The organism is Thermotoga caldifontis AZM44c09 (assembly GCF_000828655.1).
GTDB classification, from domain to species: domain Bacteria; phylum Thermotogota; class Thermotogae; order Thermotogales; family DSM-5069; genus Pseudothermotoga_A; species Pseudothermotoga_A caldifontis.
This window is the reverse complement of the sequence record NZ_AP014509.1, coordinates 882347-902130: the sequence shown is the minus strand read 5'-3', so window position 1 is coordinate 902130 and position 19784 is coordinate 882347. Positions and strand designations below refer to the sequence as shown.

Genomic DNA, 19784 nt, shown 5'->3' with positions numbered 1-19784 from the left:
CTCATCACCTCTCGCCGTGACAAAATTCTACCACGATTATCGTTGCAGACCTGTTTCGGAGATCGACGCGAGAGCGTGTTAAAATTGAATACCGAACAAATTCGAGGTGAGAACGTGAGAGAATCGTACGACGTGGTCGTCGTGGGAGCGGGTCACGCGGGAGTGGAAGCGGCGCTCGCGACGGCCAGGAGTGGCTTCAAAACCCTCCTCATAACATCCAACCTCGATAGGGTCGCGTGGGCCTCGTGCAACCCGGCCATCGGTGGCCCCGCGAAAGGTATCGTCGTTCGCGAAGTGGACGCTCTCGGCGGTGAGATGGCAAAGACAACGGACAAGACGATGATAAACGTGAGAATGCTCAACACGAGCAAGGGAGCCTCGGTGAGGGCGTTGCGCGCGCAGATAGACAAAGTTGCTTACAGCCAGACGATGAAGCAGGCGCTCGAACAGACGCAAAATTTGTTTTTGAGACAGGCGGAAGTGTGCGACCTCATCGTTGAAAACGGCCGCATCAAGGCGGTCGTTGACAAGCTTGGAACCATCTACGAAACGCGTGCCGCGATCATAACCACGGGAACCTTCCTCAACGGGAAGATCTTCATAGGTCGACAAACTTTCGAAGCTGGAAGGTTGGGTGACTTTCCCGCCAAGGGTCTGTCCGAAGCCCTGATGAGGCTCGGTTTCAAGACGGGAAGGTTCAAAACCGGCACGCCCGCACGCGTTCTCGGTAAAACGATAGATTTCACGAAGATGAAGCGTCAGGATACCGCGGATGAGCCACTCTGCTTCTCTTACTTCAGCGAACCGAGGATACTTCCGAAGGATTATCCCTGCTGGCTGACCTACACGAACGAGAGGACGAAGAAGATCATCCAGGCCAACCTCGCCTTCTCACCGCTGTACGGCGAGATCAAACTCATCTCTGGAAAAGGTCCAAGGTACTGTCCTTCGATAGAAGACAAGGTGGTGAAGTTCCCAGAAAAGACATCTCACCAGATCTTCGTGGAGCCCGAAGGTAGGAACACCGACGAGTATTATTTGAACGGGCTGAGCACGAGCCTGCCTTACGAAGCACAGATAGAGATGATCAGAAGCATCGAAGGTCTTGAAAATGCGCACATCGTTAGGCCTGCCTACGCGATCGAGTACGATTACATAGATCCAACTCAGCTTTACCACACGCTGGAGAGCAAGATCGTTGAAGGTCTGTTCTTCGCGGGTCAGATCAACGGTACCAGCGGTTACGAAGAAGCCGCGGGTCAGGGAATAGTCGCAGGTATGAACGCCGTTCAGAAACTCAGGGGCGAGGAACCGATCTACATAGACAGATCTGAAGCGTACATAGGCGTCATGATAGACGATCTGGTAACGAGAGGGGTCGATGAACCGTACAGACTGCTGACGTCGAGGGCCGAATTCAGACTGTTGTTGCGACACGACAACGCCCATTTGAGATTGGTCGAGAAAGGATACAAAGTGGGCCTGGTGCCGAAATGGTTCTACGAAAAAGTGGTAAGATTGAAACAAAACATCGAGGAACAAGTCAAAAGATTGAAGCAGCTCATCGTCACCCCAACGGATCGAGTGAACGATTTACTCGTCCGATCTGGAACACAACCGCTGCGTCAGCCCACATCGCTGTTCAACCTGATGAAAAGACAGGACGTCAGCTACGAGAGCATAAAACTTTTGGATCCTTCTCCGATGGAAGACAAAGAACTGATCGAACAAGTCGAGCTGTCGGCGAAATACGAAGATTACATCGAGAAGATGATCCAGGAAGTGCAGATGCTGAGAGACCTCGACGAGATAAAAATTCCCGAAGACCTCGACTACTCCAAAGTGATCAACCTCTCCTACGAAGCGCGCGAGAAGCTGTCGCGGGAGAGGCCCAAGACCATACTGCAAGCGAGCAGGATATCGGGTGTGACACCTTCGGATATAGCCGCCCTCATCAACTGCTTGAGGAACAAGGGACGCAAAGTGGGAAGCGAAGAGGATGGATGAGGCGATCAGGATCGTTTCAGAAATACTGAAGCTTTCGGCGAGAAATTTTTCAGAGGAAGATAAGAAGAAGCTGGCCAAAGCGTACGAGTTGGCCCTGTTCGCGCACGAGGGAATGTTCAGAGAATCCGAAGAGCCTTTCGTGAACCATCCCGTTGAGGTGTGCAAGATCCTCGCGGCAATGAACGTGGACATCGAAACGGTGATAGCGGCGATGTTGCACGATGCGGTCGAAGACAGTCAGGGACGAGTCAAGCTGGAAGATATAGAGCAAATGTTCGGTAAACAGATCGCACGAATTGTGGATGGCGTCACGAAGGTCAGCAGAATCAATGCGCCTGTAGATTCGGCAGACTCGGCCTTAAAACTCGAAACGATCCAGAAGATGTTATTCGCGATGGCGGAGGACATAAGAGTTATAGTGGTGAAACTCGCGGACAGGCTCCACAACATGAGAACGATAGATTTTGTCAAGGACGAACAGAAGAAGATTTACAAGGCAAAAGAAACACTCGAAATCTATGCCCCTATAGCCCACAAGCTTGGTATATACACGATCAAATGGGAACTCGAAGATCTCGCGTTCAAAACGCTCAACAGAAACGAATACAACAGGATCAAGATGCTCGTCGCGGAGAAGAAGAAAGAGAGAGAGCAGAGAATAAACGAGTACGTGCAAACGCTCAAAGAAGTCCTACAGCAAAACGGTATCGAAGCCCACGTTGAAGGCAGATTCAAGCACTACTACAGTATCTGGCAGAAGCTGAACCAGAAGGGCAAGGAATTCGGTGAGATCTACGATTTGTTCGGAATCAGGGCGATCGTGAAGGATGTGGTCACGTGCTACAGCGTTCTCGGTATCGTGCACAACCTTTGGAAGCCACTTCCTGGAAGGTTCAAAGACTACATCGCAGCGCCCAAATCGAACGGTTACAGATCTTTACACACGACGGTGATAACTGGCTACGGAGAACCTTTGGAAGTGCAGATAAGAGACTGGGAGATGCACGCAGAAGCCGAGTACGGTCTCATAGCCCACTGGATATACAAGGAAGGCATCAACGTTAAGACCATGCAGAAGTGGGTCACACAGCTGCTCGAGTGGAAGAAGGAACTCACGAAGAACCTTGCAGGGCTCGAAGAACTCAAAAAGGAACTCGAAATCGACGAAGTGTTCGTCTTCACTCCGAAAGGTGAAGTCAAGCACCTGCCACGCGGGGCGACACCGATCGATTTCGCTTACGCCGTGCACACGGAAATCGGGCACAAGTTTGCCGGAGCGAAGGTGAACGGTCGCATCGTTCCAATAGACTACGAACTCAAAAACGGTGACATCGTTGAGATCATCGTGAACAAGTCGGGCAGACCCAGCCTCGACTGGCTGAAATACGCCAGATCACCACGCACAAAAGCCAAGATCAGAAAATTTTTCAGAGAACAGCTGCAGAACGAGCTGGTCGAGAGAGGCAAGGACGTCCTGAGGAAAGTGAGCAAACAGTTCTCAAAACCCATCGAAGAGATCATGAAGACACCGGAGATGAAAAAATACCTTCAGTCTCAGGGGATAGACGAAACAGAGTTCTTCAGCAGGATCGGCGAAGGTACCATAGGTCCAAAAGAACTCGTGAAGATCCTCAGCCCCCTGGCAACAGACGGGCAGAAAGTTTCGAAACGTTCCAAACACAAACTGAGTGCCAATGCGGGCGTCGAAATCGATGGTCTGAAGAACATAGAGATCCACCTTGCCAAATGTTGTGGTCCGGTTCCTGGAGACGAAATCGTGGGCGTGGTGAGCAGAAGAGGCATCACGGTTCACACATCGAACTGCAGGAACGTGCAGAACGTGGATCCGGAAAAGGTGTTCAGCGCCCACTGGAATGGAAGGATCGAGGGACGCTACCAGACCAACCTCAGGGTGGAGTTCAGAGACAAGACCGAGATCGGCAAACTAGTTCAATCACTCGAAAACAAAGGTGCGAGCGTGGTCAGGGCCGAGCTGGTTTCAACGAAGTGGAACTACTCGATCGCTTCCCTGACCGTGATGGTGAGCGACGCGAAGCAACTTGAAGAAGCTAAGAAGGTGCTGGAAAACAACCCTGCGGTCGTGCGCGTCGAAAGGGGGAAGAGCGCTTGAGAGCGGTCGTCCAGAGGGTCCACAGAGCGAGCGTGACGGTGGATGGGAAACTGGTGGGACGCATCGATAGAGGATTGCTGGTTTATCTGGGTGTGGGTAAGAACGACACGGAAAAGGATGTGGACTGGATGTGTGAAAAGATCGCGAATCTGAGAATCTTTGAAGACGAAAACGGCAAGATGAACCTGAGCCTGTTGCAGGTCGATGGTGAGTTGCTCGTGATATCGCAGTTCACACTGTACGGTGACTGCAGACGTGGGAGGCGACCTTCTTTCGACGAAGCGGCACCCGCTGAACTTGGAGAAAGGATGTACGAACTTTTCATAGAAAAGATGAGGCAGCAGTTGAGAAAAGTCGAAAAGGGTGTGTTCGGTGCACACATGGAAGTCGAATCGATCAACGATGGACCAGTCACCATCCTCCTCGACAGTGAGAGGAGATTCTGATGCTGCTTCACGTGTGCTGTGCTCCCGATGCGACCGTGGCGGTGGAACGTTTGAGAGAAACGGGCATCGAGCCCGTCCTGTTCTTTTACAATCCGAACATCGAGCCCGAAGAAGAGTACGAAAGACGCCTTCAGGCCGTTGTGAAGCTGTGCGAATCGTGGGATCTGAAACTCATCGTGGTGAGAGAAGGCAAAGAAGAGTGGTTCAGATCCGTCTCCGATTTTCTCCATCTCGGTGAAAAGTCGAGAAGGTGTGTAGAGTGTATGAGACACCGCCTGATGGTCACCGCCCAGTTCGCGCGAGATAAAGCTTTCAAAACCTTCGCCACAACTCTGACGACGAGTCCCAAGAAGGACGCCAAGCTTATAAATTTCCTCGGCGACGAAACGGCCAAGCGATTCGGGGTTTCGTACATGCCGAGTGATTTCAAGAAAAGAAACGGTTTTCTCAGGAGCGTTCAGTTGAGCAGGGAGCTTGGACTGTACAGGCAGAACTACTGTGGCTGTCTGAAGTCGTTGCAGGAGAGGATGGAAAAAGATGCGTTGCGTCATAGTCAGCGCTGAAAAGATACTCAGGGACGACCTCGGTCTGGGCAAAGAACTGATGAACTACGCACAGCTGGTGCTTCAGTCAGGCACAGTTGTCTCTGTGCGCATACACGGCTTCGACATCGATCTCATCCCTCTGGAGACCATCGCCGGAAAACTGGTTCTCGGTGTTACGAAAGGCGAACCACTCACCGAGACCGTTCGTTGCTACGTCAACCAGTTGCTGTTGAACGAAAGGCGCTGGCCAGAGACCGTCGAGAGACTCTCTGCACGGATCGAACCCTGGCGAGGTAGAAGGCTCGTGGGGTTGCTGTCCGCTGAAGATTTCGCGCACCGATACGTGTACAGAGAGAAACTCAGCTCGCTGGCGATCACGATCCTCAACGTTGGGGAACACGATCTGTACGTCTTCTCAACAGACCTGTTGCCAACGGTGAACAGGGCGAGATTGAGCGTGTCTGGTCCGTGCGAGGACCCGCGAGAAGCGGTTCGACAGGCACTCGTGGTACAGAGGTACGTTGTGGGTGAAGGCACACACTTCTACGAAAGATTGTTCGAGTACGATTTGAGTGTGGAAATAGACGATCGAGATGTGGAAATCGTCAGGCAGAGACTTCTCTCCTCTAACTTGCAAGATTTCGCGAATCGGTTGAACACTTCTCTGAACGACGCGTTCTTGCTCCAGAAACGTCTCGAAGAAAAGTACTTGCTGCGGTTCGACGTCGGCCTGGAATGCCACGTCCTGGCCTCAGCCCTGGCACAGAAGGGAAAGGGTGGAAAACCATGAAGGACTGGTTCATTGCCACGTTCAGCTCCAACCCTCTGAACACCAAAGTGGCGCGCGGGATCGTGAAGAGTTTTCTCATGCAGCACGCGGTTCCGGAAGAAGATGTCTGGGACCTCGAGATAGCCGTCAACGAGGCTCTGACCAACGTCATAAGGCACACTTACAAGAACGAACGCGACAAGACCATCAAACTGTCCATCTTCTGGAACGAAGGAGAAGTCGAAATCTTCATCAGAGACTACGGTGAACACGTCGATCCCAGATCCTTGCAACCAAAGCCACCGGATCCGGAACGTGAGGGAGGATTCGGCCTCTACATAATCCACAAAGTCTTCGACTCCGTTCAATTTCTCAACGTGTGCAGAGGGAATCTGTTGATACTCAAGAAGAAGTTGAGAGGTAGGCTGCCTTGAAGGTTCACGTTGTCGGTGCGGGACTCGCAGGTTCAGAAGTCGCCTATCAACTCGCCATACGAGGGATCGAGGTCGTTCTCCACGAGATGCGTCCGTACAAGATGACACCCGTTCACAGAACGGGATTTTTCGCTGAACTTGTCTGCAGCAACTCGCTCAAGTCGGAGGACGTTCAGAACGCCTCCGGATTACTCAAGCTGGAAATGGAACTGTTCGGGTCTCTGATCGTGAGGATCGCGAAAGAATGCCGTGTACCAGCTGGCAAGGCGTTGGCTGTTGATCGTGAACGTTTCTCTTTTAGGATAACCGAAGAGGTCCTCAAAAGTGGAGTACAGTTGGTGATTGAGGAAGTCAACAGGATCGAAAATGATGAGGATGTGTGGGTGATCGCAACTGGTCCCGCGACGAGCGAACCGCTCGCAAGGTGGTTGACCGAGAAGCTTTCCGGTGCACTCTATTTCTTCGATGCGGTCGCACCGATAATTTCAGCCGAAAGCATAGATTATTCCAAAGTTTTCTTCGGTGATCGCTACAATGTTGGGACGAAAGATTACATCAATTGTCCCATGAACGAAGAAGAATACGACAGATTCTACGAAGCACTCGTGAGCGCTGAGGTTGTCCCCATGGAAGGCTTCGACAGCTCTCTGCTATTCGAACGTTGCAAACCCATAGAAGAGATCGCAAGAACCGGCAAAATGTCCCTCCTCTTCGGTCCGCTGAGACCTGTGGGATTGATCGACCCCAGAACGGGAAAGCAACCGTACGCGGTCGTGCAGCTCAGAAAGGAAAACGTCGAAGGTACGATGTACAATATAGTGGGTTTCCAGACGAGGTTGAAATGGCCCGAACAGAAAAGGGTCATAAGACTGATCCCGGGCCTCGAGAACGCCGAAATACTGAGATACGGTGTGATGCACAGAAACTTCTACATCAACTCGCGAAAAGTCCTGGATCGTTACTTCAGGCTCAGGGGGAACGAGAAGATCTTCTTTGCGGGCCAGATAACGGGGGTCGAAGGATATTTGGAGTCGGCGGCGAGCGGTTTGTACGTGGCTCTGAACGTTTACAGGTACCTGAAGGGTCAAAACCTGATCGAACTTCCGAAAACGACGATGATGGGATCGCTCTTCGACTATGTCTGTAACGGTGTGACAGATCACCTTCAACCCATGTACGCAAACTACGGCTTGCTGAAAGACAGCAAAGACAGAATAAAAGCGGCCGAAAGGTCCCTGAACGATCTGAACAAATTGTTGACCGCTTCGGGGTGGAGAGAGGGATAGGGCCGATGAAGGTTCAGGTGAAAGTTTCACAGGATGCCATGGAGGCTCACATGATCGTTTCTGCCGATCAGAACGAGGAGATAAGCAAAGATGATCTCCTCTCACAACTGAAGGCGCACGGTGTCGTTTACGGTATCCTGGAGGATGCGATCGAGAACATTTTGAAATCGAAGATCTTCGATAGACCCGTGCTCGTTGCCGTCGGTAAGAAACCCATCGATGGCAACGATGGACAGGTCGTTATTGTGAGGCCACAACAAACCGACGAACAGTCATCCAGCGATAAAGGAAGAATAGATCTGAGAGAACTTCCAAGACGCATGAGAACGATCGTCAAAGCCGGTCAGATCGTGGCAGAAATCGTTCCACCGAGTGAAGGGGAAGAGGGACGCAACGTACTCGGCAGAGTCCTCAAACCAAAGCCGGGCAAACCTCCGCAACTCAAGCTTGGGAAGAACGTGAGGCTCGTAGAAGATGGTAGGAAAATCGTCGCAGCCGTGGACGGTATCCTGGTCGCGACGGCGGATGGAACGATAGACGTGAACGAAGTGCTGAACGTACAGGGTGATGTGGATTACTCAACCGGGAACATAGATTTTCCGGGCGAAGTTCAGATAAAAGGTGATGTGAAGCCAGGTTTTACGGTCAGAGCGAAGGCTGACGTGCATGTGGGTGGCGTCATAGAAGCGGCTACAGTGGTTTCCTTCGAGGGAAGCATCACGGCTCTGGGAATAAAGGGTAGAGAAAAGGGTTTGGTCAAGGCGAAGGAAGAGGTGCGTGCGAAATTCATAGAGAACGCCGTGGTGGAGGCTGGAAAAGGAGTCGTTGTGGACGGCCCCATAACGAATTCGCAGATCAAGGCGGGAGAAAAGGTGATCGCTAAGGGTGATAAAGGCGTCATAGTCGGTGGAACGATCTCGGCCGGTTATTACGTTGAGGCGGAAGAGATCGGTTCAGAGCTCGGTGTGAGGACCTACATAGAAGTAGGTATGGAACCAGAAGAAAGGGAAAGAATGAAAGTGCTGAAAGCCCAGATCGAGCTCGACAGAGAGAATCTGAACAAGCTCGTCAACGTTTACAAAACACTCAAAGAGATCATGGACAGAAACCAGGGTAAGCTCCCACCAGACAAGATAGAGTTGTTCAGGAAAGTCGGTCAGAGCATGATCAATCTGAGAAGCAACATAGAAACGGCGGAAAAAGAGCTCGAGGAAATCCAGCAGAGGATGAAACAAAAATACACGTCTGCGAAAATAGTGGCGAGAAAAATGATGCATCCGGGTGTGGAAATCTGCATTTTCGATAAAAGATATTACAACGACAAACCCTTGCAGAAAGTGTTGCTGGTGATAGAGAACGATCAGATAAGGGTCGGAGGTTACTCCGATGTTAGTGAAGCTTGAACCTCGGTTCAGGCCCATGGTGTGGGGAAGCCCGAGGTTGAACGAACTCTTCGGCGTCGAGACGGAACCGTTCGTGGGTGAAGTGTGGCTCCTGTCCGATCTTGAGCCGTTCGTGACGAACGTGATCGGTGAATCGAACACGAACCTGAGAAAATTTCTCAAAGAGCTCGGTGTGGATCTTCCACGGTTTCCCCTGCTGATCAAACTCGTCTCTCCCGCGCAATGGTTATCGATCCAGGTGCATCCGGACGACGAGCTTGCCAGGAATGTGGAGAACGAACCCTGGGGTAAGACGGAGTGCTGGTACTTCGTTGAAACCGGGAAGGTCGCAGTAGTTTTGAACGGCACAGTCTTGAAGGACTGTTCGAATCCTTCACAGATAAGAGAGCATCTGACTTACATAGACATGAATCCTGGAGATCTTTTCTTCGTTCCGGCGGGCCTGATACACACGCTCGGTCCGGGCAGTCTGGTCGTTGAGATTCAACAAACATCAGATCTGACTTACAGAATCGACGATTGGGGCAGAAAGAGAGAAACGCACCTTGAGAAAGCACTGAAAGCCGTGAAAGATTTCCAACTCGAAGCGTTGCTGCACAGAAACTTCGAAAAGTTCGAATGCGATCACTTCACTGTCTATCGTGTCTCGGGCCGCACTCACTTGGTGGGTTTCTGGATCGTCGTGTTTTTGAAAGACGGGCTGGTGGGAGGATACAAGACAAAAGCCTTTGAAACGTTGATCGCGGTCGATGAATCCATCGAAGGTGACGCACTCTTGATAAAGATTGGAAAATAAAAACGTCGCTGGCTTGCACCAGCGACGTTCATTCTTCCTCCTCGTTCTCCTCTTCCTCTTCAGCCAACCTTATCTTTTCGTAGAGTTCCCTGAATATGTCCCTCACGGTACGGATCTTCTCCAGCTCCTCATCGGCTATCGTCACACCGAACTCGTCCTCGATCGCCATTGCGAGGTCCACAAGGTCGAGCGAATCCGCATCCAGATCATCGATGAGATCGGCGTCGTCAGTGACCTCGTCGATATCGACACCCAGTTTGTCGGCAATTATTTCTTTGATCCTTTCCAGAAGTTCCTCTTTGTTCACTGCTGTCTCCCTCCCGTCGATCTCGAGTCACGATATTATAAAGCATCATCCCCGAGGAATGTCAAGAGTGAACCTATACGGCTCACGAGAACCTCTTGGAAAGTTCGAGGCTGAGTCGAGCGAGGTGTTCTATCGAGATCCGCTCGAAACCCTTCATGTACGTTTTCACAGCTCCTTTCAAAGGTCTCAACCAGTCGGACGGGATGGAACGGGCGGTCAGCAGAACACCGAGAACGGTTCCCACCTCTCCTGCGTTGCAATCGACGTCGAAACCCATCTTCAAGACGATCTCCATGGTTTTGTCGAAATCGCCTTCGCCGAACCAGAGCGCCGTCGTGACGCAGCACGCGTTTGGATAAAGGTGTATCCAGTTGTAGTTCTTGAACTCCTCCTCCACGAGCTTTCTGACCTGTCTCCACGAACTGCAACTGCTGCACCAGTCGATCGTTCTTTTCAAAACGTGGGCAAACTCGCTCCGTGGTGGAACGTAATCCAAGGATTTCAAAACGATCTTCCTTGGATCTTTCAGCACGAAAGCGAGAGACGTGAGAACGGCGCTGTGCATCCCTCCGTAGACGCCGTTGCCGCTGTGTGACACGACGGAGTCCATGTGGGCCAGCCGCGCCGCTTCGAATGGCCTACCGGGAAAGATCAATCCGTAAAGCATGCATCTCATCTGTGCCCCGATCCATTCCTGGAAAGGATTTCTGAAGCTGCCCGAACGGGGCGGAAGGATACCTCTCTTGAGGTTTTCAAGCGCGACGTATTCGGCGCTCCAGCCGAACGGGATGTGTTTCAACCAGGACAGACCGATAAGTCTGGAAGAAATCCTCTGCGAGTTTTTGAGTGCCTCCATCGCCACGATTTCGTACACGATATCGTCGTTGTAGCCACCCTCTTCTTCCACATAACGTGGAAGGTCCTGCCTCTGAACGAATTCGAGTTCTTCCCCGAAGAACCCTTCGAACCTGGTGCCCATGCTCGCACCGCTGATCTGCCCCAACCATCCCCCCAGCACCGATTCGTACAGATCCTCAGGATCGAGCTGAAAACTTTCTTTCGAAATCTGATCAGATATTCTCCTCCAACCCAGAGGCCTTTCGAAGGAATGATAAGGATGATTCTTCATAATGGGTGATCGATCCAGCTCGTCGAAGATCAGCGCCGTCACCACCTTGAGATTTTGAAAATCCTTCCTGTTGAAAATCTCCAGGCCTTCTTCGAAGAGCTTTTCCGCCCTCGACACGTCCCTGCCCATGTTCTCAACTGACTGTATGGCGCCAGCCACGAGGCACTCCGGTGCACCGGAACCTGGAACTCTGCTCGACCAGAACATCGATACCAGATCGTCAGAAAAGATTTCATGATTTTTGATCGATTCCCACTGCGATCGCCAGTTCAGATCGATCCTGGCGCTCTTTCTCAATTCGTACTCGTACTGCCAGGCTTTCATGTCGAACTCGACCTCCTCGCGTAGCTGTAAAGGACGAACAGCGTGGCGATGTAAGGCAACATCGCCGTGAATTGTGGTGGCACAGCGTATCTCTGTAACAAGAGACCGAGGTTCTCCAAAATCCCAAAGACTATGGACATCAACATGATCGGGACAGGCTTACCGCGAACTAATATTATGATCGCGAGGGATATCCAGCCTCGACCGTTCGACATGTTTTCCGAAAACAGCGTCACGTAACCCAGCGACAGGTAGACTCCTGCAAAGGACGAAAGGATGCCACACAGAACGGCACTCCAGAATTTCAGCAATCTGACGCTCAGACCGACCGAAGCGACGGCGACAGGCTCTTCTCCCGCAGCCCTCAAACGCAATCCGAACGCGGTTCGATAGAGAATCAGATGAAAGACGAAAGTCAGTATCATCGCGACAAAGACGGGAAAAGGATGCAGAGACAAAACCTCTCCGAGGAACGGGATCTTCTCGATCAAGAACAACCTGAGCTTCGGCACAGGTGGTATCGCCTGAGAGATGAACGCACCCTTGACTTTGAACGTGGCCCTCAGAGAGTAAGTCGTCCATCCCAGCGCGAGCATGTTGATGCCTATACCGGTGATGAATTCATCGACCTTCAAAACTATAGCGAACAGAGAAAATATCATGGCCAGCACGAGACCGCTCAGCAACGCGAAGAGCACACCGTAAGCCCAGTGACCGAACCTGTACGCACCGTAGACCGCGTAGTAAGCCCCCATCAGCATCATGCCTTCCATGGCAATGTTGAAAACGTTCGCATGGAAGCTGAACATACCGCCGAAAGCAGCCAAGGCGATCGGTGTGGCACTGCTGAGCGCCGCGTGTAAAAGTTGTGTCAGCACAGGAACCATGGTTATTTCATCAACCTCCGAAGCTCGCTTCTGGCCCTCAACCAGTCACTGAGACTGGCGAAACCGGAGCGTGCCCCAACGAGTGTCAAAACGATTATGGCCTGCAGAAACATGACGAACTCCGACGGCACCGAAGTTTCGAATTCCATACCCACCGCGCCGTTCTTCAAGAAACCGATGAAGAGAGCGTAGAAGAGCGTTTGAACCACGCTGTTCTGCGCCATTATCGCGATCATCACACCGTCCCATCCGAAGTTCGCACCTATGCCTTTCATGAACCTGTGCTGAGTGCCGCCGAGTATGAGCAAGGCACCCCCCAAGCCGGACAGGAAACCTGTAAGGATCAGAATCAGGCTCGTGTCGGTTTCCACATCGCACCCGCCGACGGTGGCGAAGAGCTTGTTGTAACCCATCATGCGCGCTTCGTAACCGCGCCAGGTCTTCCACAAGAACCACCAGCTCAGGAACACCATGAAAACTGCCACGAAGAAGGCTAAATTCACGTCGAAAAAACTTGCAAGGAAGTATTCACGCCTGATCATCCTTGTCGAAGGCACGTAAGCCTTCGGGTCCAGAAAAGGATAAGTTGCGAGATAAAGAGTCATGTACTCTGCCAGAAAGTTGAGCATCAGTGTCGAGATGAACTCGTCCATCCTGTATTTTCTTTTGAAGAAAGCGGCGAGCGCCGCCCATCCCGCACCGACAAGACCACCGAGTACAGCGAGAAATGCCGTTCCAAACCAGCCGGGCATCTTCAAATAGACACCAGCCACCGCGGCCACGAGCGCACCCCAGAGGAACTGACCGTGCTGACCAAGGTTCACCACACCGGACGAGAAGGCGATCGAGGCGGAGAGTCCCGTGAGGATCAGTGGGAAAGACGCGTTCAGAGTGTTGGTGAACGAGAACCATGAACCTAAGCCGTATTCGTAGAGTGCCATGTAAACTTCGAAAGGAGAGCTACGCTGCAAGAGAATGAAAAGCGCGGCGACCAGAAAAGCGAGCGATATCGCGACCGCCGTTTGAAGAACAGACCTCACCGTGTTCACGCACTTACCCCCAGCATGTGGTAACCAACGACAGTTTTATCGACGGTGCGGGGATCGAGCTCCGCCACGATGCGCCCCGAGCGTATGACGTACAGTCTGTCGGAAAGATCCATGAGTTCATCGAGGTCCGAGCTTATCAACAACACGGCCTTACCGGTGTTTCTGAGCACGAGGATCTGGTCCCTCACGTAACGGGTCGAGGCCACGTCCAGACCTCTGGTTGGCTGATCGAGCACGATCAGGTCCCTGTTCAAAGAGATCTCCCTGGCGATGATCACCTTCTGCTGATTACCACCCGAAAGGTTCTGGACCCTCTCGGATGAATTTCTGCAGACGATGTTAAAGTCCTCTATCAACCGGGCGGCCAAATTTTTCGCCGAAGAGTTGTCGAGGAGCCATTTTTTCTTCAGAGGAGGACCCATGTGGTGGGTCATTATCAGATTTTCCAGCACGGTGGCCTTCAACGCCAGACCGACATTTTTTCTATCCTGCGGCACGTACGCCAGGAGAGACCTTCTCTCTCTTACAGAAGCGTCCGTCACGTCCTTACCTGAAATCTCTATCCTGCCCGACGTTGCCTTCCTCAATCCGATCAGAACTTCGATCAATTCCTTCTGTCCGTTTCCTTCCACGCCCGCGATACCTACGATCTCTCCCGCGTGCACGACGATGCTTATTTCATCCAGCAACTTCTTCCCACCAGTCTTGCTGAACAATGAAAGTTCGTTCATGACCAACACAGGGTGAGATCGTTCACGGAAAGTCTTTGTGGAAACCAGTTCGACTTTCCTACCAACCATCATTTCTGCGAGTTGTGCGGCGGTGATGGTCCCATCGTTTTCGAACGTGGCGATCTTTTCTCCTTTCCTCAGCACGGTGATCCTGTCGGAGATCTTCAGGACCTCGTCGAGCTTGTGGGCAACGAACACTATGGTTTTTCCCTGCCTTTTGAGGTTGGCTATCTCCTCGAAGAGTTCTTCGGTTTCTTGAGGCGTGAGAGAAGCCGTGGGTTCATCCAGAATCAGAATGTCCACGTTCCTGTACAGCTGCTTGAGTATCTCTATCTTTTGACGTCCCGCGATCGAAAGTTCCTGAGTGGTCTCGGCCACATCCACCTTCAAACCGAACTTTTCCGCCAGCCCTTTCACGATCTGCAAAGAAAGCTCCGGTTTGAGGAAACCGAAGCGTGACGGCTCGGAACCGAGCACCACGTTCTCGTATGCTTTCAGAGATCCCACCAGCGCCAGTTCCTGGTGCACCATGCCTATTCCCAAACGCGCGGCAACGACAGGATTGCTTATCTGCACTCTTCTACCGTTGACGCGTATCTCACCGTGCGAAGGCCTCACCATTCCGGAAAGGATCTTCATCAACGTTGATTTTCCAGCACCGTTCTCCCCGACCAGGGCGTGCACCTCGCCGCGTACCAGCGAAAAATCGACATGCTTTAAAGCCACCACGTTTGGTGGATAAACCTTGCATATGTCGATCATTTCTACGAGCAGAATCTCACCTCAAGGCCTGTACGGTTGTACCTGTATTTCACCGCTGGCAACCTTGTTCTGTATATCGATGATCTTTTGAACGACGTTCTCGGGCAGAATCTTTCTGGTGTACTCGTCGATCGCGAGTCCCACCATGCCTTCCTTCACACCGAAGCTGTAAACTTTTCCTTTCTCGAACGTTCCGTCCAGGATCCACTTGAAGATCGTGTAGATCGTTTTACCGACCTCTTTCAAATCGCTCGTTATAACGTGTCCAGGAACCAGCGGATTCTGGTTGCTGTCCACACCTATGGCGTACTTGCCAACCTCTTTGGCAGCCTGCAGGACTCCGAATCCTGTGAGCGCCGCTATCTGGAACACGACATCGGCACCTTCCGCGTAAAGCTGCAGCGCGGCCTGCTTACCCTTTGCAGGATCGTCCCAGGTGCCCACATAGATCACCTTCACCTGAACCTCCGGATCGATGTACTTCGCACCCTGCTCGTAGCCGTAGACGAAAGACCTTATGACTATGTCGTCGTCTCCACCAACCGCACCGATGATCTTCTGCGGGTTGATTCCCGGCAAATCCGTCATCGTTGTGACCAGCGCGGCGACGACACCTGCCAGGAACGCACCCTCTTCCTCACGGTAATCCACACTCGAAATGATCCCTTTTTCATCTTGGACCACAGTGTCGATGTTGACCCATACCTTGTTCGGAAACTTCATAGCGACCTGCTTCAGTTCTTCCTCGAAACCGTACGATATGACGAATATGACGTCTGCCCACTGTGCAGCTGTGATCAGACTCGGATAGTACAGCGAAGGATCGAAGTTGCATTCGATGACCCTCGTCTGAACCTTGAAGTCCTGTTCGATTTGCTTGATACCTGCGTATCCAGAATCGTAGAACGATTGATCCCCGAGCGAACCGTTAATGACGTAAGCAACGCGCGCAGGCTTGGCGAACAAAACGAGCGACAGAAGAACCATCACCAGCAGAGCAAACTTCTTCATCGTAGCACCTCCCAACCGAATTCTATCACTCAGGATTCACCAAGCGGGCAGGTGGAGCGGAGACAAGCGGTGAAACTCTGCTCTTCATATGAGTCGAGGGGATATCACTTCACAGCTTTTCTCAGGCTGGACCAACCGAGGGAGAATAAATCCGCCTCCATGGGGCGAAGTTTTTTGTCAGGTTCGATTGAAACGTCTATTTTGGGAGAAGGAGTCCGGAAAGCGAAAAAGTGCTTCCATCCCTCTAAGGTTCGATCGAAACCGAAGGAACACGAATACGTTTCTACATTAAGGAACCGAGTTTCCATCCCTCTAAGGTTCGATTGAAACGGTAATCGGTAGGGAAGTAGAAGTGAATAGGGGAGAGGTTTCCATCCCTCTAAGGTTCGATTGAAACAAAGGGCATCGGCGCCTGGTGACCAAGAAGTCAAAGTGTTTCCATCCCTCTAAGGTTCGATTGAAACTGACAAGACGGTTCTTACTTACACGTTTACAGGATCTGTCGCCATCCCTCTAAGGTTCGATTGAAACGCAAATTAATAACATTAGTGCTGTCACAGATGGAGCCGTTTCCATCCCTCTAAGGTTCGATTGAAACGTTGTACCGCGCTGCTTGAGCGAGTCCAGCAGCCTGTGTTTCCATCCCTCTAAGGTTCGATTGAAACAATTGTTAGGCCTTACGATCAGTTTCCAACTCGAGGGCGTTTCCATCCCTCTAAGGTTCGATTGAAACTTGTACGTGCATAGCGGCAGAGTATTGACCGCTTGAGGTTTCCATCCCTCTAAGGTTCGATTGAAACCTTGTAGCGGGCGGACAGAAAGGAGGTGAATTTTGTGAGTTTCCATCCCTCTAAGGTTCGATTGAAACGAGGCTCTTGCTCTTTTTGCCACACGTCTTTATGGAGTTTCCATCCCTCTAAGGTTCGATTGAAACAAAACTGGGCCTCAAGTTCGACTACCACCTCGAGGACTGTTTCCATCCCTCTAAGGTTCGATTGAAACATGTTGAGCAGAGTGCACTGCTCGATCAGCTCGGCAGGTTTCCATCCCTCTAAGGTTCGATTGAAACTTGGCTATCTGTGCGATTTCTTCCACCGTCCACATCTGTTTCCATCCCTCTAAGGTTCGATTGAAACTGAATCTTCAACCACGAACCTTTGCGGTGTGTAACCGTTTCCATCCCTCTAAGGTTCGATTGAAACACGATTTGATGAGATCTTCTTTGTAGACTTACCCACGTTTCCATCCCTCTAAGGTTCGATTGAAACACTCGATCCCGCCAGATTCCTTGAATGACTCCAGCTGTTTCCATCCCTCTAAGGTTCGATTGAAACGACTCTCCGGTATCGTACAGGGGATCAAAACAGCGTGTTTCCATCCCTCTAAGGTTCGATTGAAACCCAAGAAAGCAAGACTTAGAAGAATTGTGGCTAATTCGTTTCCATCCCTCTAAGGTTCGATTGAAACCAAGAACTTTGGTTGTTGCTAGAGATCGCTCAAAAGTGTTTCCATCCCTCTAAGGTTCGATTGAAACAATATCCGCCGCTCGGGTCCGTAGCTCCATCAATCCCGTTTCCATCCCTCTAAGGTTCGATTGAAACAAGGAGGTGAAAGCGTTGCTCCAAGAACTAGAACGAGTTTCCATCCCTCTAAGGTTCGATTGAAACGCAAAGTTTGCCGCGCAAATGTGGAATAAACCTTTGATTGTTTCCATCCCTCTAAGGTTCGATTGAAACAGATTCAGGATGCTCATATAGAGGCGATATCAGCAGAGTTTCCATCCCTCTAAGGTTCGATTGAAACTTTCGAGTATTCAGAGAGCATCATACGAAGAGGGTGTGTTTCCATCCCTCTAAGGTTCGATTGAAACAGTTACAAGAATATGAACAACACAACCCAAAAAATCGGTTTCCATCCCTCTAAGGTTCGATTGAAACTTCTCGTAGGCGGATCGGTTTATCGACGACAGGGCAAGTTTCCATCCCTCTAAGGTTCGATTGAAACATTTGTCTAACTTGAGAAGTGCTTTCAATGAATAATCCGTTTCCATCCCTCTAAGGTTCGATTGAAACGAACAGAGCGCACCAGTCCGTTAGGGCAGCAATCATGGTTTCCATCCCTCTAAGGTTCGATTGAAACCGTAAATTTCCTGAAAGTTATTTTCGCCCCAGCTGGAGTTTCCATCCCTCTAAGGTTCGATTGAAACCCCATACTGTTCACTCAGATTGTACCACAACGGAATCGGGGTGCAATCGTCTAAGTGCTGGTTGAAAGAACCACAAACTGCACGAAGATGCACTCACATTCAGCATTATCTTCCATTCACCATCTTTCGGAAAACCCCCGGGGTTTTTCGGCTATCGGAGGTTTCCCCAAAAAGTGCCGTTTTTCGAGGGTGTGTGTAACATTTGAAGGTGTCGCTTTGTGACTTTTCACAAAGTGAATGGATCTTCTCCAAGAGTGAATCATCACACAACGATGCAAGCTCATACAAGCTTTTTTCACAAGCATTAGTCTCTTCTAACTCACAATGAGAATTTTGTGCGTTTCAGATATTTGTTCTTCAAGATAGGGGGGTTTCCCCCTGAATGTTGCTTCACTATTACATAATGATTAAGCGAGCTTTGTGCAGAATTGAAAGGCATCTGAGAGTGGTGCGTTTGTGTTTCATGCTTCTGAAAACGAAGATCTATCTGGCAAGTGAGAGAAACAGTGAAATTATCAAAAGGATCAACAGCAAGTCACAGCGTGAAAAGTTCAGAGGTTTGTACAGCGTTGGGCGGTTGTGAACATCGTACTTTCTCATCTGTAGGGATATAGAGATCGATTCGGTCCGTCTCAAAGTGAAGAAGAGCAGCGGCACAATTAAAGATTCCAGAGATTTCAGAGCCTTCAGAGGATTCTTCGTCTTCCACGTTTGACCTCGCAGCGTCTGCGCTGTTCTTATTTTTTCCATCTGTTCGAAAAGGATCGGTATTTGGATGAGAGAGAGCGTTAGGAGCAGCGAAACTCTCCGGGCGAGTTTTTTCATGCCCAAACATTTGAGTATGACCTCGAAAGCCTTCGCGATAGTGATGCTGGTCGTGGTTCTGAAGATCAGAAAAGTCACCAGCACGCTCAGAGCCACCACGTAGGTCGAACTCAACGAACGGAGCAGAAGAATAGAAAATCTCGTTCTCGTCAACGGCAGAATCTGGATGAGGAAAATCGTGATCAGAAACCACTTGAGCTTGAGCAGATCGAGCAGATAGACCTTCAGTCCGATCCTGGATAAAAGCATCAGAATGAACACGCTCGCGAACGATGTGATAAAATAAAAAGTTGAACCCGAAACGAAGCCCAAAGACAGAACGACGACAAGATACACGATCTTGAGCACCGGATTCATCCTATGTACCACAGAGTCTCTGTGAACGTACTTACCGAAGCCGTTCAAGCGATTCACCACTCGCGTGTAAAGTTTTTTCTCACATGGACGATTATACAAAGGAGAGGGGAGAACGTGCAGGAGATCAACGGTGTGGGAAGGCCCTTTCAGATCCATCAGCCTGTTCCGGCCGAAAAAACGGAAAGAAAGCCCCGCACTGAGGGCGAATCCCTCAGTGTAGGAGAAAAACTGAACATTTCAGAACTGCTCAGAGAGGCGAAGGAATCTCCGGAGGTGCGCGAGAAGCTCGTCGAGCAACTGAGAGCGGCGATAGAGCAGGGCATCTACACGATCGACCCTGAAAGAATTGCCAAGCACATAATGAGGCAGTTGTAGAAGG

Annotated in this window: 17 protein-coding genes and 1 CRISPR repeat array; of the genes, 10 read left to right on the top strand and 7 right to left on the bottom strand. The window is 50.8% G+C overall.

The window, feature by feature from the left end; all coding sequences use genetic code 11:
* Positions 1-99: 99 nt before the first annotated feature.
* From mnmG to TSP01S_RS04465, 9 genes are read left to right on the top strand one after another with little or no spacing between them, the layout of a single operon-like run.
* Positions 100-2007 (top strand): tRNA uridine-5-carboxymethylaminomethyl(34) synthesis enzyme MnmG, encoded by a 1908-nt coding sequence (mnmG, locus tag TSP01S_RS04505; protein ID WP_041078442.1) that lies wholly within the window; start codon positions 100-102, stop codon positions 2005-2007.
* Complete coding sequence (locus TSP01S_RS04500) at positions 2000-4138, top strand: RelA/SpoT family protein (RefSeq protein WP_041076847.1); 2139 nt, start codon at positions 2000-2002, stop codon at positions 4136-4138. The genes mnmG and TSP01S_RS04500 overlap by 8 nt, the downstream gene beginning before the upstream one ends.
* Complete coding sequence (gene dtd, locus TSP01S_RS04495) at positions 4135-4584, top strand: D-aminoacyl-tRNA deacylase (RefSeq protein ID WP_041076845.1); 450 nt, start codon at positions 4135-4137, stop codon at positions 4582-4584. Before TSP01S_RS04500 ends, dtd begins: the two co-directional genes overlap by 4 nt.
* Positions 4584-5147, top strand: coding sequence for an epoxyqueuosine reductase QueH (locus TSP01S_RS04490; RefSeq protein WP_041076843.1), 564 nt, complete (start codon positions 4584-4586; stop codon positions 5145-5147). The genes dtd and TSP01S_RS04490 overlap by 1 nt, the downstream gene beginning before the upstream one ends.
* Positions 5122-5919, top strand: a complete 798-nt coding sequence (locus TSP01S_RS04485; RefSeq protein WP_041076841.1) for a DUF4940 domain-containing protein — start codon at positions 5122-5124, stop codon at positions 5917-5919. The genes TSP01S_RS04490 and TSP01S_RS04485 overlap by 26 nt, the downstream gene beginning before the upstream one ends.
* A complete protein-coding gene (locus tag TSP01S_RS04480; protein WP_052463499.1) occupies positions 5916-6332 on the top strand; it encodes an ATP-binding protein in 417 nt (138 codons plus the stop codon). Before TSP01S_RS04485 ends, TSP01S_RS04480 begins: the two co-directional genes overlap by 4 nt.
* On the top strand, positions 6329-7618 hold the full coding sequence (trmFO, locus tag TSP01S_RS04475; RefSeq protein ID WP_041076840.1) for a methylenetetrahydrofolate--tRNA-(uracil(54)-C(5))-methyltransferase (FADH(2)-oxidizing) TrmFO: 1290 nt from the start codon (positions 6329-6331) through the stop codon (positions 7616-7618). The genes TSP01S_RS04480 and trmFO overlap by 4 nt, the downstream gene beginning before the upstream one ends.
* A gap of 5 nt (positions 7619-7623) precedes the next feature.
* Complete coding sequence (locus tag TSP01S_RS04470; RefSeq protein ID WP_041076838.1) at positions 7624-9021, top strand: DUF342 domain-containing protein; 1398 nt, start codon at positions 7624-7626, stop codon at positions 9019-9021.
* Positions 9005-9817: a type I phosphomannose isomerase catalytic subunit gene (locus TSP01S_RS04465; RefSeq protein ID WP_041076836.1), complete on the top strand. Its 813-nt coding sequence runs from the start codon at positions 9005-9007 to the stop codon at positions 9815-9817. Before TSP01S_RS04470 ends, TSP01S_RS04465 begins: the two co-directional genes overlap by 17 nt.
* 28 nt (positions 9818-9845) lie before the next feature.
* On the opposite strand, the gene acpP is transcribed toward TSP01S_RS04465, so the two are convergent.
* The 7 genes from acpP to TSP01S_RS04430 form a co-directional block, all read right to left on the bottom strand.
* Positions 9846-10124 (bottom strand): acyl carrier protein, encoded by a 279-nt coding sequence (gene acpP / locus TSP01S_RS04460; protein ID WP_041076834.1) that lies wholly within the window; start codon positions 10122-10124, stop codon positions 9846-9848.
* A gap of 82 nt (positions 10125-10206) precedes the next feature.
* Positions 10207-11577 carry an ADP-ribosylglycohydrolase family protein gene (locus tag TSP01S_RS04455; RefSeq protein WP_041076831.1) on the bottom strand — a complete coding sequence of 457 codons (1371 nt, stop codon included), beginning with the start codon at positions 11575-11577 and terminating at the stop codon, positions 10207-10209.
* On the bottom strand, positions 11574-12464 hold the full coding sequence (locus TSP01S_RS04450) for an ABC transporter permease (protein WP_041076830.1): 891 nt from the start codon (positions 12462-12464) through the stop codon (positions 11574-11576). The genes TSP01S_RS04455 and TSP01S_RS04450 overlap by 4 nt, the downstream gene beginning before the upstream one ends.
* Before the next feature lie 2 nt (positions 12465-12466).
* Entirely contained in the window at positions 12467-13513 is a 1047-nt protein-coding gene (locus TSP01S_RS04445; RefSeq protein ID WP_041076828.1) for an ABC transporter permease, read from the bottom strand.
* Positions 13510-15006 (bottom strand): ABC transporter ATP-binding protein, encoded by a 1497-nt coding sequence (locus TSP01S_RS04440; protein ID WP_041076826.1) that lies wholly within the window; start codon positions 15004-15006, stop codon positions 13510-13512. The genes TSP01S_RS04445 and TSP01S_RS04440 overlap by 4 nt, the downstream gene beginning before the upstream one ends.
* A 21-nt stretch (positions 15007-15027) precedes the next feature.
* Complete coding sequence (locus TSP01S_RS04435; RefSeq protein WP_041076824.1) at positions 15028-16017, bottom strand: BMP family ABC transporter substrate-binding protein; 990 nt, start codon at positions 16015-16017, stop codon at positions 15028-15030.
* A gap of 232 nt (positions 16018-16249) precedes the next feature.
* Positions 16250-18223: a CRISPR direct-repeat array (repeat unit 30 nt; unit sequence GTTTCCATCCCTCTAAGGTTCGATTGAAAC).
* A 483-nt stretch (positions 18224-18706) separates the two neighbouring features.
* Entirely contained in the window at positions 18707-19561 is an 855-nt protein-coding gene (locus tag TSP01S_RS04430) for an energy-coupling factor transporter transmembrane component T family protein (RefSeq protein ID WP_082021641.1), read from the bottom strand.
* On the opposite strand from TSP01S_RS04430, the gene flgM reads away from it, so the two are divergent.
* Complete coding sequence (gene flgM, locus TSP01S_RS04425; protein ID WP_041076820.1) at positions 19520-19780, top strand: flagellar biosynthesis anti-sigma factor FlgM; 261 nt, start codon at positions 19520-19522, stop codon at positions 19778-19780. The two genes, TSP01S_RS04430 and flgM, sit on opposite strands and share 42 nt — an antisense overlap.
* The last annotated feature ends 4 nt before the right edge of the window (positions 19781-19784 follow it).

What these genes read in the sequence shown, in the direction of transcription:
- TSP01S_RS04455 (WP_041076831.1), bottom strand. Translation starts at nt 11,577, where the DNA reads ATGAAAGCCTGGCAGTACGAGTACGAATTGAGAAAGAGCGCCAGGATC.
- TSP01S_RS04480 (WP_052463499.1), top strand. Translation starts at nt 5,916, where the DNA reads ATGAAGGACTGGTTCATTGCCACGTTCAGCTCCAACCCTCTGAACACC.
- TSP01S_RS04435 (WP_041076824.1), bottom strand. Translation starts at nt 16,017, where the DNA reads ATGAAGAAGTTTGCTCTGCTGGTGATGGTTCTTCTGTCGCTCGTTTTG.
- TSP01S_RS04470 (WP_041076838.1), top strand. Translation starts at nt 7,624, where the DNA reads ATGAAGGTTCAGGTGAAAGTTTCACAGGATGCCATGGAGGCTCACATG.
- TSP01S_RS04485 (WP_041076841.1), top strand. Translation starts at nt 5,122, where the DNA reads ATGCGTTGCGTCATAGTCAGCGCTGAAAAGATACTCAGGGACGACCTC.
- TSP01S_RS04465 (WP_041076836.1), top strand. Translation starts at nt 9,005, where the DNA reads ATGTTAGTGAAGCTTGAACCTCGGTTCAGGCCCATGGTGTGGGGAAGC.
- TSP01S_RS04430 (WP_082021641.1), bottom strand. Translation starts at nt 19,561, where the DNA reads ATGGATCTGAAAGGGCCTTCCCACACCGTTGATCTCCTGCACGTTCTC.
- TSP01S_RS04450 (WP_041076830.1), bottom strand. Translation starts at nt 12,464, where the DNA reads ATGGTTCCTGTGCTGACACAACTTTTACACGCGGCGCTCAGCAGTGCC.
- TSP01S_RS04440 (WP_041076826.1), bottom strand. Translation starts at nt 15,006, where the DNA reads ATGATCGACATATGCAAGGTTTATCCACCAAACGTGGTGGCTTTAAAG.
- TSP01S_RS04490 (WP_041076843.1), top strand. Translation starts at nt 4,584, where the DNA reads ATGCTGCTTCACGTGTGCTGTGCTCCCGATGCGACCGTGGCGGTGGAA.
- TSP01S_RS04500 (WP_041076847.1), top strand. Translation starts at nt 2,000, where the DNA reads ATGGATGAGGCGATCAGGATCGTTTCAGAAATACTGAAGCTTTCGGCG.